Annotated in this window: 13 protein-coding genes; 4 read left to right on the forward strand and 9 right to left on the reverse strand. The window is 57.5% G+C overall.

Translation table 11 applies throughout. From position 1 onward, the window contains the following. Positions 1-438 precede the first annotated feature (438 nt). Positions 439-1,863: a hypothetical protein gene (locus CABTHER_RS14410; protein ID WP_014101409.1), complete on the reverse strand. Its 1,425-nt coding sequence runs from the start codon at positions 1,861-1,863 to the stop codon at positions 439-441. An 89-nt stretch (positions 1,864-1,952) separates the two neighbouring features. Continuing rightward, complete coding sequence (locus CABTHER_RS17130) at positions 1,953-2,501, reverse strand: hypothetical protein (protein WP_148264135.1); 549 nt, start codon at positions 2,499-2,501, stop codon at positions 1,953-1,955. A gap of 276 nt (positions 2,502-2,777) precedes the next feature. On the opposite strand from CABTHER_RS17130, the gene CABTHER_RS14415 reads away from it, so the two are divergent. Beyond that, a complete protein-coding gene (locus CABTHER_RS14415; protein ID WP_228374097.1) occupies positions 2,778-3,038 on the forward strand; it encodes a hypothetical protein in 261 nt (86 codons plus the stop codon). A 472-nt stretch (positions 3,039-3,510) separates the two neighbouring features. Here CABTHER_RS14415 and CABTHER_RS17135 read toward each other — a convergent pair whose 3' ends face one another. The 7 genes from CABTHER_RS17135 to clpA form a co-directional block, all read right to left on the reverse strand. Beyond that, positions 3,511-3,708: a hypothetical protein gene (locus tag CABTHER_RS17135; RefSeq protein ID WP_014101410.1), complete on the reverse strand. Its 198-nt coding sequence runs from the start codon at positions 3,706-3,708 to the stop codon at positions 3,511-3,513. A gap of 117 nt (positions 3,709-3,825) precedes the next feature. Further along, positions 3,826-4,971, reverse strand: a complete 1,146-nt coding sequence (locus tag CABTHER_RS14420) for an alanine racemase (protein ID WP_014101411.1) — start codon at positions 4,969-4,971, stop codon at positions 3,826-3,828. Continuing rightward, the gene (gene aspS / locus CABTHER_RS14425) at positions 4,968-6,773 is read right to left on the reverse strand and encodes an aspartate--tRNA ligase (RefSeq protein ID WP_014101412.1); all 1,806 of its coding nucleotides are present in this window, start codon (positions 6,771-6,773) and stop codon (positions 4,968-4,970) included. Before aspS ends, CABTHER_RS14420 begins: the two co-directional genes overlap by 4 nt. A 3-nt stretch (positions 6,774-6,776) precedes the next feature. Further along, positions 6,777-9,443, reverse strand: a complete 2,667-nt coding sequence (locus CABTHER_RS14430; protein ID WP_014101413.1) for an MGH1-like glycoside hydrolase domain-containing protein — start codon at positions 9,441-9,443, stop codon at positions 6,777-6,779. Between the two features lie 93 nt (positions 9,444-9,536). Continuing rightward, entirely contained in the window at positions 9,537-10,100 is a 564-nt protein-coding gene (locus CABTHER_RS14435; protein ID WP_014101414.1) for a hypothetical protein, read from the reverse strand. A gap of 9 nt (positions 10,101-10,109) precedes the next feature. Continuing rightward, positions 10,110-11,306 (reverse strand): protoporphyrinogen/coproporphyrinogen oxidase, encoded by a 1,197-nt coding sequence (locus CABTHER_RS14440; RefSeq protein ID WP_014101415.1) that lies wholly within the window; start codon positions 11,304-11,306, stop codon positions 10,110-10,112. After that, positions 11,303-13,561 carry an ATP-dependent Clp protease ATP-binding subunit ClpA gene (clpA, locus tag CABTHER_RS14445; RefSeq protein ID WP_455423201.1) on the reverse strand — a complete coding sequence of 753 codons (2,259 nt, stop codon included), beginning with the start codon at positions 13,559-13,561 and terminating at the stop codon, positions 11,303-11,305. Before clpA ends, CABTHER_RS14440 begins: the two co-directional genes overlap by 4 nt. Positions 13,562-13,826: 265 nt before the next feature. Here clpA and CABTHER_RS14450 point away from each other — a divergent pair, with 265 nt between their 5' ends. From CABTHER_RS14450 to CABTHER_RS14460, 3 genes are all read left to right on the forward strand, one after another. Beyond that, positions 13,827-14,627 carry a tryptophan 2,3-dioxygenase family protein gene (locus CABTHER_RS14450; RefSeq protein WP_014101417.1) on the forward strand — a complete coding sequence of 267 codons (801 nt, stop codon included), beginning with the start codon at positions 13,827-13,829 and terminating at the stop codon, positions 14,625-14,627. Further along, the gene (locus tag CABTHER_RS14455; RefSeq protein ID WP_014101418.1) at positions 14,624-15,022 is read left to right on the forward strand and encodes a RidA family protein; all 399 of its coding nucleotides are present in this window, start codon (positions 14,624-14,626) and stop codon (positions 15,020-15,022) included. Before CABTHER_RS14450 ends, CABTHER_RS14455 begins: the two co-directional genes overlap by 4 nt. 90 nt (positions 15,023-15,112) lie before the next feature. Further along, complete coding sequence (locus tag CABTHER_RS14460; protein WP_014101419.1) at positions 15,113-16,261, forward strand: UDP-N-acetylglucosamine--LPS N-acetylglucosamine transferase; 1,149 nt, start codon at positions 15,113-15,115, stop codon at positions 16,259-16,261. Positions 16,262-16,278: the final 17 nt, after the last annotated feature.

Below are 16,278 nucleotides of genomic sequence, written 5' to 3' on the forward strand. Positions count from 1 at the left end.
TGTGCACTCACTCGAATGCCTTGGGGCTGTTCAGAAAATGTAGTTTGACGGGCAGAGGCAAACTGGCAGCTTCTCTTGTGTTGGAAGCGCTTGCTACCCGCAGTAGCCAGAGTGCTCCAGTTTTTGCGACTTGGAACAATTGATGGAACGCACCTTTCAAACCAGAACCACTTAGTTCATGTCTTTTCAATTACCGGCACCCGCAGAAGCTCTCCTATCCGATGGGCAAGTTTGATCATTCCCTCATTGTCAGGGTCTTTCATGCTATAACTACTTTTTTATCACCTATGTAGACAACTCGTTTTCCTCCAAGTTTCCTAGTATAAGTTATGTTATTTTTATACATCAGGCAATCTCCAGTCAGAATATTCTTCTCACTTGTTTTGATATTTGGTAGACAATAATTACGTGACCTCCACTAAGCCGAGACTGGCTGGTTTATGTCCTTTCGATCACTGGCACTCCAAGAAATTCAGCTATTTGATGGGCAAGTTGAAGTTTCTCTGTGTTGCCAATTCTCTCTCTGTCCCCTACAATATAGAAAGACTCATTGGTGGACTTTAGGTACACGTCCATGCTATCATAATTACCAACGACCACTGTCACATTTTTGATAGACGAAGTGCTACATTGCTTCCTAAGTTTGGATTTTTTCCCTCTTTCCTCTTCAAATCTAACGAGACCTTTATTAATGTCAATCGTTGTCCTGTCGACAGCATTCTTAGGTAATCTTCTAATGGATATAGCAGCAAGTACAATCATAATGATAAAGGCAATCGAGAAATTCACAGGACTAAGCGAATAAAGTAATAGAAATAGAAAGAACAACACGGATAATAGAAAGAACAAGAACACGGATAATAGAAAGAACATGGGGACAAGAATCCAGCCAGTTGGCCCTATTGGCGCCCAAAGTGGATTATATCTAGTTTCTACAACTAGTTTGCCCTTATCCATATAGACAAGTACGTCGTCACTTACCTTAGTGATACCACTACCAATAGTCTCAGAGCTCTGAGTGCTAAACTGTTTACTGGGGCTTATTGTGGTGTAGCTCGTTTTTACACTGCTCTCACCGGGCAAACCGGTAGAATCCTCAGCGATACTATAGTTGCGAGTATCAGATTCCCTGTCAGAATATACCGCAGTACTCCTCGCTCCTTCAGGAATCCTGTTGTCCAGCTTTTGGTCTTCAAGCGAATACCTCTCTTGTCTTTCAACTAAATCCTCGCGGACTATAGTACTGCCAGCGCTGCCATCAAGAACTGGTACTTTCAAAAATTCTGCCGCCTTATATGCTAACTCTAGTTTCTTCCGGTTACCAAAGGGGGTTTCGCCCCATTCTCCCAATGGAATCAAAGGTATCCGACCCTCAGTAGACTCTAGGTGAAATCGTACCATAATGGCAGGCTGATTTATACTGATTCTCACACTCTTGATAGTAGAAATAGAATATTGTTTTTTGGGCTTAACTTCTCCTTTCCTTTCATCTTCAATCAAGACCATGCTTTTCTCTTTATCAAGGACAGTTCGTCTAATTCCATCCATTACATACTTCCCAGTTGCTAAGTATATCTGGTAGTAAACAAGAACGATCAAAAGTAATGCAGATAGTGCTGTGGATGCTGGAACTGAAAAAGTCCTTACAAAGTTAGAGATTTCTTCGAGATTTAATTGTTTGGATATAACATCAGCCAAAAAGAAGGCAAAGGCTGTCAGCAAAAAAAGCACTGCACTAAAGAGAACCATATAACATGTCCTCTTTTCTGATGAAGAGTAATGTTCCTCTACTATAATTTTTTTATCACCCATATAAATGATTTTACTATCCCCGAATTGCTCAACGATAACATCCTTGTTCATAGGATACCTCCTGTTTTTTAACAGTTATATGAAGCCTGCTTATTTCACTGGTATTTCTTGTATCAGCTTAGCTGATTGATGGTCCAGACTTACTTAACTTGTGGTTTTATGCTACTGACTGGTACACCTATAAGGTCTGCTATACGGTAGGCAAATTCGAATTTTTGCCTATAGTTTTCAGTTTTTCCTAATTTTGCTGACAGCAGAAAAACATTCTCATCGCAAACGAGTAAAGAGACCTGAACTATATTATACCCGTCATTATAGATATTTAAACTCTTGATATTAGAAAAACCGTACCGGTTGATAATTCGAATTGAATTACCTACTTGACGTTCAAAAGTAACTAAACTTTCATTTTTATCAATTGTTATTCTTTCTATTTTCTCTTTAAATAAAATATGAACTAGAGTAAAAAAAACTGAACAGACAATAGAGCCAAGAAAAAATGGCAGTACTACTCTTGCAGCCCCAGTAAGCAAATATGGTACCAGGCCAAGAGAGATAATTGCACATGCAAAGAAAAGCGTGCTAAACAGGTCGGTAGTCTTTTTTTCTATAACTACTTTTTTATCGCCTATATAGATAACTCGTTTTCCTCCAAGTTTCCTAGCATAAGTTATGTTATTTTTATCCATCAGGCAATCTCCAGTCAGAATATTCTTCTCACTTGTTTTGATATTTGGTAGACAATAATTACGTGACCTCCACTAAGCCGAGACTGGCTGGTTTATGTCCTTTCGATCACTGGCACTCCCAGAAACTCTGCTATTCGATGGGCAAGCTTAAGTTTCTCTGTATTGCCGATACTCTCCCTATACCCTATAATACAGAAAGACTCGGTGGTGGAATCCAGATATATGTCCATTCTATCATAATCATCAACATCCACTCTCACATTTTTGATAGATGAGATGCTACACTGTTTCTTAAGTTTGGACTTTTTCCCTCTTTCCCTTTCAAATTTAACGGAGCCTATGTTGTTATCAATTATTACTCTATCTATAGTATTCTTAGGTAAACTTTTCGAGAAAAGTGTAGCAATTACAACTAAAATAACAGACAAAGAAAAAACAATTATAAAAAAAGCAGCTATGGGAATGGCTATGGGAATGATAGAAATGATAGAGCCGAGTAAAAAAATAATAAAAATGGAATGCAGCCAATTGACCTAACGAGTGAGTTATACCTACTTTCTATGACTAGTTTGCCCTTATTGATATAGACAAGTACACCATCACTTAACTTAGTAATACCGTTGCCAATGGTCTCAGGGGTTTGTGTACCGAACTGTTCACCAGGGTTCATTGTAGCCTCGCTCGCTTTTACACTGCTCTCACCGGGCAAAGAGAAGCAGTCTCATTTAGCTAGGTTTTGCAGCGAAAAACGCCGTTGAAGTTAATAAGACCTGAACAGGACGTAAAATAACGGTAACATTTTCCCGACAAATCTCGACCGGTTGTTATCCAGTCCAGCCAGCCGTGATGGCACCGCAAGGTACAACCGGCTCAAAAAGAACAAAGCCGTGTGGTTTGACCACACGGCAGGGCAGGCATTGCGGGGTGTGACGGATACCGGCTGCGACGCAAACAGGCTGTGCCCCCCGGACGTTCGGGGCGGTTCAGGCAACGGCGGAAACGCGCACCACTAAATCGAGTAGCCCGGCGAACGGCGCTTGATGTCACCAATGATGGCAAAGATCATCCCCATGATCAGGATGAAATGGCTGACGCCGCCCAGCGCATCGGCAAAAGCCACTGTCAGTACCCAGAAGACAAGCAGGGGAACGTAGGTCAGCAGGGCGTAGATGATCGCCATCTTCCAACTGATTTCTTTCCAGTTCATGGCCAACCTTACCGCGACCGGATGACCGGTCGGCGCAAAAGCTTGATTCGGGGACGTACCCGCTAATCTAGCCCTGCCCCACACCAACCTACCGTTTCCCGCCACACAAAGCCCAGACTACCAGCCCTGCACAATCGGCCACCGGGCAACAATGGTTCCGTCATCAACCACCCAGTAGTGAGTATGCTGCGCTGCCGTCAGGCACGAATGGTTGACCACCACGCGCAGGCGCGTCCCGACAGGCAGCCGCCCCAGCAGGGCCGGGTCAGCCACCGGAATCCGGCCGTGTTCCTGCGACACCGCCGCCACCCGCAAGCCCAGCGGCTGTCCGGCAAGGTCGCCAACCAACCCATAGCCGTTGTGGGGAAAGAAATCCGCTGCGCCAATGTCTTTCGACAGGGCAATGGCACCGGCGTCCACCACGACCTTCCCTTCACTGCGGTGCACAACGGCGGTCAACACCGTCAGGGCACAATCGTCAAAGGCACAGACGCCGCACTGCGCCTGAAAGGCGTCGAAAAAAACGTAGTTGCCCGGCCGCACCTCAAAGTTGGGCGGCAGTGGCTCATCGAGCGCAACCACCGTCGGCGTCGAGCCAATGCTGATACAGGGCACCGCCAATCCCCTTTGTTCCAGCGCTGCCGCCACCTGTGCCATGCGGTCGCGTTCGAGACCGGCCACCGTCCGCCGCTCGGCCGTCGTACGCGCGGCATACGACTGCCCGGCGTGCGTCAAAATACCGGCCAGTGTCAGCCGTCTGGCAGATGCCACCGCACGCGCCACATGCTCAATCCGGTCAAGGTGGTCAAAAGACACGCCGGTGCGCCCGTCGCCGCAGTCAATTTCAACGAAAACATCCAGCGACACCCCGGCAGCTTCTGCCGCCGCCGAAAGCAACGGCGGCAACGTCGGCTCATCGGTCAGAACGGCCAGTCGCCGAACCTGCCGGGCAAGCTGGCAGAGGCGCCCGAATTTGCCCGGCTCCACCGGTACGGCATAGAGCAGATCGTCAAAGCCGGCTTCGGCAAAGGCAAAGCCTTCGGCGAGCGTCGAGATGGTGATGCCGCCAAACTGCCCGGCAACCTGCTTCCGGGCAATCGGCGGGCACTTGTGCGTCTTGACATGAGGTCGCAATCGCGCGCCCAGCCGGGCGACATGGGCGCTCATCCGCGCCAGGTTGCGTTCCAGCCGGTGCCGGTCGAGCAGCAGCGCCGGTGTCGGGACAGTCAGCAGGTCGGGGAGCGTCACATCAGCCGTCGTCACGGGTCGAGGCGCAGACGCAGCTCACGCAACTGCGCCGGGTCAACGACATTCGGCGCGTCGCACATCAGGTCAGTCGCATGAGCCGTCTTCGGAAAGGCGATGACATCGCGGATGGATTCCATCCCGGCCAGCAGCATCACCAGCCGGTCAAGCCCCAGGGCAATCCCGCCGTGCGGGGGCGTGCCGTAGGTGAGCGCGTCAATGAAGAACCCAAAACGCTGCCGCGCCGCTTCCGCGCTGAAACCGAGCGCGTCAAACACCTGGCGCTGCACGTCCGCCCGGTGAATACGAATCGAGCCACCGCCGACTTCGACGCCGTTGAGCACGAGGTCATAGGCCTGCGCGCGTACCTTTCCCCACTGCTCCGGGCCGGCGGCAAGCAGCGGCAGGTCTTCCTCGCGCGGCGAAGTGAACGGGTGGTGCATGGCGTACCACCGGCGCTCATCAGGGTCGAACTCAAACATCGGAAAGTCTGTCACCCAGAGGAAGGCAAAGTGTTGCGGGTCAAAAAGCCGCTCCCGGCGCGCAATTTCCACCCGCAGCGCCCCCAGACTGGCCGCGACCACCGGCTGGCTTCCTGCGACAATGAACACCATGTCGCCCGTTTCGGCGCCCACCGTACGAACGACCGACCGGGCTACGTCCTCGCCCAGCGACTTGACCAGCGGCGACTGCACGCCATCAGGCAGCACTTTCAGGTACCCCAGTCCGCCGGCGCGGTGGTCCTTGCGCAACCAGTCGGTGAAGTCGTCGAGCGTTTTGCGGCTGTAGTCAGCCTTGCCGCGCGCCACAATGGCTTTGACACACCCGCCGGCCGCCAGCGCAGCCTGGTACGGAGGAAAATCTGCCGGCCGGACGACCTCGGAAATATCCTGCAACTCCATACCAAAGCGGATGTCAGGCTTGTCCGAGCCGAAGCGGCGCATGGCTTCGTCGTAGGTCAGACGCGGCAACGGACGCGCCACCTGGATGCCGCGCAGTTGCGCCAGCTCGACCATCAGCCCCTCGATGATGTCAAACAGCACTTCGGTCTGGGGAAAGGACATTTCCACGTCAAGCTGGGTGAACTCCGGCTGGCGGTCGGCGCGCAGGTCTTCATCCCGGAAGCAGCGGGCAATCTGGTAGTAGCGGTCGCAGCCGCCGATCATCAACAACTGCTTGAAAAGCTGTGGGGACTGCGGCAAGGCAAAGAAGTTGCCCGGATGCAGCCGGCTGGGAACAATGAAATCCCGCGCCCCTTCCGGCGTGGAGCGAATGAGAAAGGGCGTCTCCACTTCGAGAAAGCCATGGGCTTCCATCCAGCGCCGGATGGTTGCCGTCACCTGGGCCCGCAGGCGCAGGTTGGCCTGCATCGTTGGCCGCCGCAGGTCGAGGTAGCGATACTTCAGGCGGACATCCTCGCCAGCCAGCGTCGAGGTTTTTTCCTCGTCGAGCGGCAGCGGCGGCGTCTGGGCATCGTTGAGAATGCGCAGTTCGTCCGCATGGACTTCAATTTCGCCGGTCTCCATCTTGGGGTTGACCGCATCGGGCGCACGCCGTACGACGACGCCCCGGACAGCAATGACATATTCGGTACGCAGCGGCCGCGCCTTGGCGTGCACCGCCCCGTCGCCCCGGGCGCTGTCAAAAACAACCTGTACGAAACCGCTGTAATCCCGCAGATCAACAAAGGTTGCCGTGGCGTGGTCGCGTCGCCGTCCGACCCACCCCATCAGGGTCACAGTCTGCCCAACATGCTGGACGCGCAACGTCCCGTTGAGGTGTGTGCGCTGCCAGTCCCCAAGATGCTCCAACACAGTCATGGTTTATCCTTCGCCGCTCTGGGCCAGCAGTTTGGCCACCAGAGCTGTCCATCCGGTCTGGTGACTCGCGCCCAGGCCCGCGCCAGTATCGCCGTGAAAGTACTCGTAAAACAACACCAGGTCGCGCCAGTGCGGATCGGTGTCGAAACATTCCATCCCTGGATGCCGATAGACGGGCCGCTTCCCATCGGCGTCACGCAGAAAAATCCGCGACAACCGCCGGGACAACTCAGTAGCCACTTCCCACAGGGTCATCAGCTTGCCCGAACCCGTTGGGCACTCGACCTTGAAGCTGTCACCGTAGAAGTGGTGAAACTTCTGCAGGGACTCAATGATGAGAAAGTTGAGCGGAAACCAGACCGGGCCGCGCCAGTTGGAGTTGCCCCCGAACATCGGGATGGAAGATTCAGCCGGGTCGTAATCCACCCGGTACTCCTGCCCGTTCACGTGCAGCACGTAGGGATGGTCCCGATGGTAACGCGATAGCGACCGGATGCCATAGGGTGAAAGAAACTCGTTCTCATCCAGCATAATGCGCAAAACGCGCCGCAGTTGGGCTGTGTTTGGCAGCGAAAGCAACTGCTGGACGACATTGCCCTGCTCATCCACCGAAACGATGCTGTTGACGAGTTCAGGGCGGTTGCGCACGAACCAGTCCATGCGCCGGCGAAAGCCGGGCAACTGCTCCAGCCACCAGCTCTCCATCATCTGCACGGCAAAGAGCGGAATCAGTCCCACCATGGACCGGACGCGCAGTTGCAGCCGCCGCCCGTCGGGAAAGGCAATGGCGTCGTAGTAAAACCCGTCCTGCTCGTCCCAGAGCGCATCCCCTTCTACACCCACGCGATGACTCAGGGCATCGGCAATGTAGAGGAAGTGCTCGTAAAACTTGCTGGCCACATCTTCGTACACCCGGTCGTACCGGGCGAGTTCAAGCGCCATGGCCAGCATGTTGAGGCAGTACATCCCCATCCAGCTCGTGGCGTCTGACTGTTGCAGCGTGCCGCCGGTCGGCAGTTTGGCGCTCCGGTCAAACACGCCGATGTTGTCCAGCCCCAGAAAGCCGCCCTCGAAGATATTGCTGCCGTCGGCATCCTTGCGGTTGATCCACCAGGTGAAGTTGAGCAGCAGCTTGTGAAAGACGCGCTCCAGAAAAGCCGTGTCCCCCTGCCCGGTACGCTTCTTTTCGATCTTATAGACGCGCCACGCCGCCCAGGCATGCACCGGCGGGTTGACATCGTCGAACGTCCACTCGTAGGCCGGAAGCTGGCCGTTGGGATGCATGTACCACTCGCGCAGCATAAGAATGAGCTGCTGCTTGGCAAAATCGCTGTCAATCAGCGCCAGTGGGACGCAGTGGAAGGCCAAATCCCAGGCGGCAAACCACGGGTACTCCCACTTGTCCGGCATGGAAATGACATCCTCACAGTGGAGGTGCTTCCAGTTGCGGTTGCGCCCGCGCAGGCGGCTCGGCGGCGGCGGTGGCTGGAGCGGGTCGCCCGTCAGCCACCGGTCAACCTCGTAGGCGTAAAACTGCTTCGTCCAGAGCAGGCCGGCAAAAGCCTGCCGCATGACGTTTCTGGCATCGGCTGAAAGCGTTTCGGGAATGCGGGTGGCATAGAATTCGTCGGCTTCGACCTGGCGCTCGGCCATCACCCGTGCTGCCGGCCCGAACGGCTCCCCGCGCAGTGTGTCCGGGTCGTAGTTGCACAGCCGCAGCCACAGGGTTGTCGCCGCGCCACCTTCCAGCTCGAAGTGATAGTGGGCGGCGGCTTTCGTCCCGGTGCGCGCCGGGTTGACAGCATACGTTCGCCCGTTGACGAGGTATTCGTTGATACCGTCCTTGACGTAAGGTGTGCGGTTCGGAACGCCGTACAACCGCTCCAGGTTGGTTTCATTCTCGGTAAAGAGCAATTCAGGTGCATCAGGGCAGTACAACCAGCGATTGCCCAGCGTGGGATGATCACAGGCCAGGACGCGCGTCCGGTTCAGGTCCGGCGCCTGCCGGATGTAGGGCTTTTCGCCGGACATCGGCTGCCACGACCAGGTGTTCCGAAACCAGAGCGTCGGCAGAATGTGAATCGGTGCGCGCTCCGGCCCCCGGTTGACGACCGTAATGCGGATGACGATGTCATCCACGTCGGCTTTGGCGTATTCGACGAAGACATCGAAGTAACGCTGTTCGGCAAACACCCCGGTGTCGAGCAGTTCATACTCCGGCTCGCGCCGGGAACGGGCGCGTCCAAAGTGGAGCAGTTCCTCGTAGGGAAACCGCGCCTGGGGATACTTGTAGAGCCACTTCATGTAGCTGTGGGTCGGCGTCGAGTCGAGGTAGAAGTAATACTCCTTGACATCCTCGCCGTGGTTGCCCTGCGGGCCGGTCAGGCCGAACAGCCGTTCTTTCAGGTGCGGGTCGCGTTCGTTCCACAGTGCCAGCGCAAAGCACAGGATTTGCCGCCGGTCACAAATTCCGGCCAGCCCGTCTTCGCCCCAGCGATAGGCTTTTGAGCGGCTGTGCTCATAAGGAAAGTATTTCCAGGCATCGCCGTGGGGGCTGTAGTCCTCCCGGACGGTGCCCCAGGCCCGTTCGCTGACGTAAGGGCCCCAGCGTTTCCAGTGTTTCGTGCGGGCCGCCGATTCTGCAAGCCGCAACTCTTCAGCAGTAGGCATAGACGTTTAGAGGGTCAACTGCCAGGTGGCATCAGGAACAGGCTCCGTGTGGCGGTGGAAGCTATCACCAACCAGGCCAAAGGAAAATGACTTTCAGGGAAACAGCCTGGCCCGCCGGTTACCCGGCTCGCGCCGCAGGGCAGCCTCAAGAGCTTCAGCAACAACAGCGCGGTGGTGGTCATGGACGAGAAACACCTCGCGCTCCTGGCCGTTCTGCGACAGCCGCACGCCGAGCGGCTCGCCATCGCTATCAAGACGCACGTCACAGACGCGGACGTTGGCCAGCTCCGCGGTTGTTGCGCCCGTAGCCTGCTGGAAAAGACTGGCGGGTTCTCCGGGAATCAACTCCGGCTGACCGTCGGCACTCGCCGATGACGGGCTGGACAACGCGCCCGGAATACCGCCGGATGCCGGTTTCATCGGCGGCAGCACAACCTGCGGACGACGGCGACGGCGTCTCCGGCGCCGCTTGCGCCACGGCACCTGGGAAACTCCCACAATCATGCCTCCCAGACCGCCGATCAGCCACAGGAGCGGCAGCATCTCTTCCCCGATGTAGTTTTGCAGTGCGTAGCCCCCTACCACTGCGGCCACAACGCCGAGCGCACCGCCGCCCACGCCGAAGGCAAGGAACTTACCGAGCGTTTGCAGGAGCATACCCAAAGCTCACTTTAGTGAGGTCAGCCGGGTAAACTCCTGCACGGCGCGGAGGGCGCAATCCTCAATCGAGACGCCTTCAAAATAGTTACCGACAAGAAACAGTGGCATGCCGGCAAGGGTCGCGTTCAGGCTTTCGACGAGGGCGGCATGACCGACTTTGGGCGAGGGAAGCACATTCGTCCGAAAAACTGACTCAACGATGTCTGTCGGAGCAATGCCCAGTGTCTCCGCAATGCGCCGCAGCCTGCCTTCTGCGTCAAGTTTGCCCGGCTTGAAATGAAACGCAAAACCACGCCATGTTGCGTCCGGCACAACATCGCGTGATACCGCTGAATAAAACACATCATCCCGCGCAATCAAGCCTGCGATTGGAGGAATGTTGACAGCCGCCCGGGGGACGAGCACCCCCACCGTCTCGATGGTCTCAACCCGAATCCGGGACAGTTTTTCGGACACCGAAGGAAAGGCATGACGCAACAGTTGGGCCGCCACGTGGGGCGGCGTCGCCACGACAAGCAGCCTGGTCTGATAGGTCGCGCCGGTGGCCGTGGTGACTTCAAAGCCAGCGTCGGCACGTTCCACAGCCAACACTTCACAGTTGGTCACCAGATGGATGCCCGGCTGTGCCAGAGCAGCCTTGACGATGCCCTGCAAACCGTCGGGCAGCGTGTAGGTCCGCTGCACATCGGCGCGGCGGGGACGCTTTTTGAACAACATCTCCGCCGGCAGGCCGCCAGCCGCCTGACACATCACGGCATTGAACGCTGGCGCGAGAACATCGGCGTAGTTCTTTGCGCCCAACAGTTGGGTGTAGTAGTCCGCCACGCTGCGGCCGGCCTTGGGCGTCCGCAGGCCGAAGGGGAGATGCCGCAGCGCCTCAAGGAAATGCAGTTGGGAGGGAATGGACTTGACCTGGTTGTTCACCAGGAATTTGAAGCCCACCTTGGCGCGTGGGCGCAGCGCTGGGAGCAACCCGCACTCCTCGATGACGGAAAGCAGCGTACCGTAGCTGTTGTAACAGGTATGCGCACCCAGTTCCGTCCAGAAGCCGTTACCTCTGGCAAAGCGGTGTGACCGCAGCGCCCCGCCCGGTTCGGCGTCCTTTTCCAGAACCAGCACTTCCATGCCAGCGCGGGCGCAGCGGTGCGCAAAGGTTGTGCCGGCAATGCCACTCCCGATGATGATGACCGCTGCCGGTTTCACGGTGCAGACTCAACCGGGTGGTAGTGGAGGCTGAGGTCCTCACCGGCCAGATCAACCACAGCCCGGCCACCTTTGGTCAGCGTGCCAAAGAGTATCTCGTTGGCAAGCGGCTGCTTGATCTTCTCGTGAATGAGCCGGCCCATCGGACGCGCCCCATACTTCGGATCAAAGCCCCGTTTGGCCAGCCATTCGACTGCCGCCGGGCTGACCTCCAGCGTCACCTGCCGGTCGGCCAACTGCCCCTGGACTTCATTGAGAAACTTCCTGACAACCTGCTGGATGTGCTCAAACGAGAGTGGCTCGAACACAATCCACGCATCCAGGCGATTGCGAAACTCCGGCGCGAAGGTACGCTCCACGGCCTGTTTGGTACGCCCTCCGCCGGCTTCCTTCTTGAAACCAATCGCGGCGGCGCTCATTTCCTTTGCGCCAGCGTTGGTCGTCATAATCAGAATGACGTTGCGGAAATCGGCCTTTTTGCCGTTGTTGTCGGTCAGCGTGGCGCTGTCCATGACCTGGAGCAGGATGTTGAACACGTCAGGGTGCGCCTTCTCGATTTCGTCCAGGACGACGACCGAGTAGGGGTGCTTGTTCACAGCATCGGTCAGCAGACCGCCCTGATCGAAGCCCACGTAACCGGGGGGCGCGCCAATGAGCCGCGACACGGTGTGCTTTTCCATGTATTCGCTCATGTCGAAGCGCAGGAACGTCACCCCCAGCGCCAGCGCCAGTTGCTTGGCCAGTTCGGTTTTGCCGACGCCGGTCGGCCCGGAAAACAGAAAGCAGCCAATCGGCTTGGTCGGGCTGCCCAGTCCGGCGCGGGAAATCTTGATGGCATTGACGACCTGCTCGATGGCTTTGTCCTGACCGTAGATGACGGCTTTCAAGTCCGCCTCCAGCGTCTGTATCCGGTCCCGCTCGGCGGCAGAAACGGATTTGGCCGGCACCCGCGCCATCCGGGCGACGACAGTTTCGATCTCATGCGTTCCAACGATCTTGGGACGCTCATCCGGCGGCAGCAGCCGGAGCGCCGCGCCAGCTTCATCCATCACGTCAATGGCCTTGTCGGGCAGGCAGCGGTCAGTGATGTGTTTTGCTGCCAGTTCGGCGGCGGCCCGCAGCGCCTCCCGCGTGTAGGTCACACCATGGTGCTGCTCATAAGCCGACTTGAGACCAAGCAAAATCTGCTCGGCTTCGTCAATGGTCGGCTCGCCGACTTCGATCTTCTGGAAGCGGCGCGCCAGGGCGCGGTCACGCTCAAAGGACTGCTTGTATTCCTGATGCGTTGTGGAACCGATGCACCGCAGTTCGCCGGCGGCCAGCGCCGGTTTCAGAATGTTGGCCGCATCCATCGTGCCGCCGTTGACCGCGCCAGCGCCAACGATGGTGTGGATTTCGTCTATGAACAGGATGGCGTTGGGCCGTTTCTTGAGCGCGGCAATGACCTGCTTGAGGCGCTGCTCAAAGTCCCCCCGGTAGCGTGTCCCGGCCAGCAGCGCCCCCATATCGAGGGCATACACTTCGGCATCCTTGAGCAGGTCCGGCACGTCGCCGGCGTGAATCCTCATCGCCAGCCCTTCAGCAATGGCGGTTTTGCCCACGCCGGGGTCACCGATGTAGATGGGATTGTTTTTGCGCCGCCGGCAGAGCACCTGGATGGTACGTTCGAGTTCCGCCTGCCGGCCAATGAGCGGGTCAATCAACCCCTGGGCGGCCCGTTTGACCAGATTGACCGTGTAAATATCGAGTGGGTTCCGGGCGGGAGCAGCTTCATCCCCTTCGGCGTCGTCGGTTTCCTCTTCCGTCACTTTGGAGATGCCATGCGAGATGTAGTTGAGTACGTCCAGCCGCCCGATGCCTTGGCGCTTGAGAAGATACACGGCGTGGGAGTGTTCCTCGCCATACATCGCCGCCAGAATGTTGCCGCCGTCAATCTTGCGCTGTTCGGAAGCTTGTGCCTGGGCGTAAGCCCGTTCCAGCACGCGCTGAAACGCCGCTGTCTGCTCCGGCGGGTTGGGCAGCTTGCCGGCTGGCGGCTTCACCGGCGTCAGGCGCTCGGCAAAAAACCGCTCCAGGTCGCGGCGGAGCGCGTCGAGGTCGCCGCCGCAGGCGCGCAGGATGTCCGCCGAAGTCGGGTCATCGAGCAGGGCAAACAGCACGTGTTCCAGCGTGAGATACTCATGCCCACGCGCCATGGCCTCATTGACAGCGGCGGTGAGTGCAGTTTGCAGGTCTTTGGTGAACATCGCAGGCATAGGCATAGGCATCCAACAGCAACTTCGTCCGGTACAGATCGTTATTGCGCCAACGTTCAGAACACAAGCATAGAACGTCCCCCGGCCGGGGCAAAAGGCCTCGCCGCTTCCAGGGCAACCCCTCGTACCCCTGGCCGCCAGCGCGGTTTCCCGCTCCCAACCCCCACCGGGGAAGCGTGAAAAAGACAGACAGCAACACAGGCGAAACGTTATATTCAGGCTGACACGCCGGGCTGACCGACTCACCGCAGGACAAACAACCCTGATGACCAGCACACCGCTCACCTACTGGGATTACGTCAAGCTCGACACCATTCAGTCCCTGCAATCCGGGCGCCAGACCGACTGCTACGACGAGGTGATGTTCATCGCTGTCCACCAGCACTTCGAGTTCTGGTTTGCCCAGGTCATCCGCGATCTGCGGGAAATCATCCGCCGCTTCCGCCTCACCCCACCGGAAGTTGCTTCAGGCACAGCCCTGCTGCACCGCTGCAACGTCGAGTTTGCCCTCGCCACCCAGGGCTTCGAGGTGATGAAGACGCTGACCCGCGAGAGCTTCCTGGCGTTCCGGGGTGCGCTTCAGCACACTTCGGGACTGCAAAGCGTTCAGCTTACGGTGATCGAACTGTTGGTGGGACGCACGGCGGAGCAGCTCTACCACCACCTCATCGCCGGCCCGGGCATGCGAGACTTTCTGGCCCAATACGGCGGCCCCGATGGCCTTCTGGCACAGGTCCTGCGCGAAGTCGGGCAAACCGGCAACCTGCGCCAGAACTACGACCGGATTGCACCCACCACTGCGCCCGACCAGTTGCTGGCGCTTGAGCGGGAACTCGTCACCCTTGACCGTCAGTTGCTGGACTGGCGACGGCATCACGCCGAAACTGCCGCCCGCGTACTGGGGCGGGATTTCAGCGAATCAGCCGGCACCGTGGGCAACACGCACTCCTGCCGGGACAACCTCGACATTGGAAAACGTCACACCCGGCGCTACTTTGCTGACCTTGAAGCCAAGCTGGCTTCTTCCTCCACGCCGGAAATGCCTTTCCAGGAGACCACCCGATGATCTGCACACGCATTGCCACCGACCAGGCCCCGGCGGCCATTGGCCCCTATGCCCAAGCGGTACAGGTTGGACCGTTCATCTTCACTTCAGGGCAAATTCCCCTCGACCCCGCCACAATGACCATTGTCGGCGAGGATGTTGCCACCCAAACCCGCCAGGTGCTCACCAACCTGGCCGCCGTCCTGCAGGCCGCTGGCAGCCACCTCTCCCACGTCGTCAAAACGACGGTTTTCCTCAAGGATATGAACGAGTTTCAGGCGATGAACGAAGTCTATGCCACGTTCTTTCCCAGTGCGCCGCCGGCGCGTTCGACCGTTGAAGTGGCCCGGCTGCCAAAGGATGTCCGGGTGGAGATTGAATGTATTGCCATCGTTCCCGACCAGACTACCCGGTAACGCGCTGCGTCAGGGGCTTGTTTCCAGCCAAGGGGCGTCACTATAGTGTGGCTCCGGCAAGCGTCACATCCCGCACCGCGTGAGGGTCGAGTGGAAAAAAAGGTTCTTATTCTGACCTCCGATACCGGCGGAGGTCACACCAGCGCCGCCCGCGCGCTCGAAGCGGGACTGACCAAGGTTGCCGAAGGCGTTAATTTTCTGGTTCATACGGCCCATGCCTTGGAAGAATGCAGTACGGTGACACGGGCGGCCGGCAACGTTTACAACTTTCTGCTGCGGTCTCACCAGAAATACGTCAAGTACTACCACCGCTTTATCAACCGCTATCACCCGGAGCGGTGGGTCATCATCGAACGCTACGCCAAGCCCTATCTGGAGCGGCTGTTCGACAAGCACTGCCCGAATCTCATCGTGTCGGTGCACCCGATGTTGCAGTACCCCATCGCGCGCATCCTGCACGACCTCAACCTGCGGGGTAAAATTCCCTTCGTCACCGTCGTCACCGATCCCTGCGGCAACTCCTGGCGGGCGTGGAGCGATGCGTATGTGGACCTCTACATCGTCGCCCACGAACGCGCCAAAGCCGAACTGCTCGAATACGGTGTGGAAGAGCATCGGATTCGGGTCATCGGCATGCCGATCCACCCGAAGTTTCAGGAGGTCAACAACCTCGACCCCGGGATGCTGCGGAAGGAACTCGGTCTTGACCCGGAGAAGTTCACCGTCTTCGTCAATGCCGGCTGGATTGGCGGCGGCAACATTCCACGGATTTACCGTTCCCTGGTGGCGGCGGACCTCGACCTGCAGGTGGTGTTTCTGACCGGAAAAAATGCGCGTCTGGCGGACGAGGCGCGCACGTTGGCCCGGCAGGCGCGGTTTCCGGTCAAGGTACTGGGCTTTTCCAACCACATGGAGCGGCTGATGCGCGCCTCGGATGTTATGGTCTCGAAGCTGGGCGGGCTGACGACCTTCGAGGCGCTCGCCACCCGGCTGCCCATCATTGCCGACGCCGTGACACCGCCAATGCCGCAGGAAGCCGGCACGGGAGTGCTGCTTGAAGAACACAATGCCGGCCTGCTGCTGCGCCGGGCCGAGGACATCGTGCCCACGCTGCGGCAACTGCTCGATACGCCGTCCCGGCTCAAGGCCATGCGCGAGGCAGCGGCAGCGCTCGGCGTCCCCGATGCCACTCAGCGCATCGTGAACGAACTTTCAGCACTTGTCCCCGCCAGTTCCTGAAAAAACAACAACGGCTT

Origin of the sequence: Chloracidobacterium thermophilum B, from assembly GCF_000226295.1 — a bacterium.
Taxonomy (GTDB): Bacteria; Acidobacteriota; Blastocatellia; order Chloracidobacteriales; family Chloracidobacteriaceae; genus Chloracidobacterium; species Chloracidobacterium thermophilum.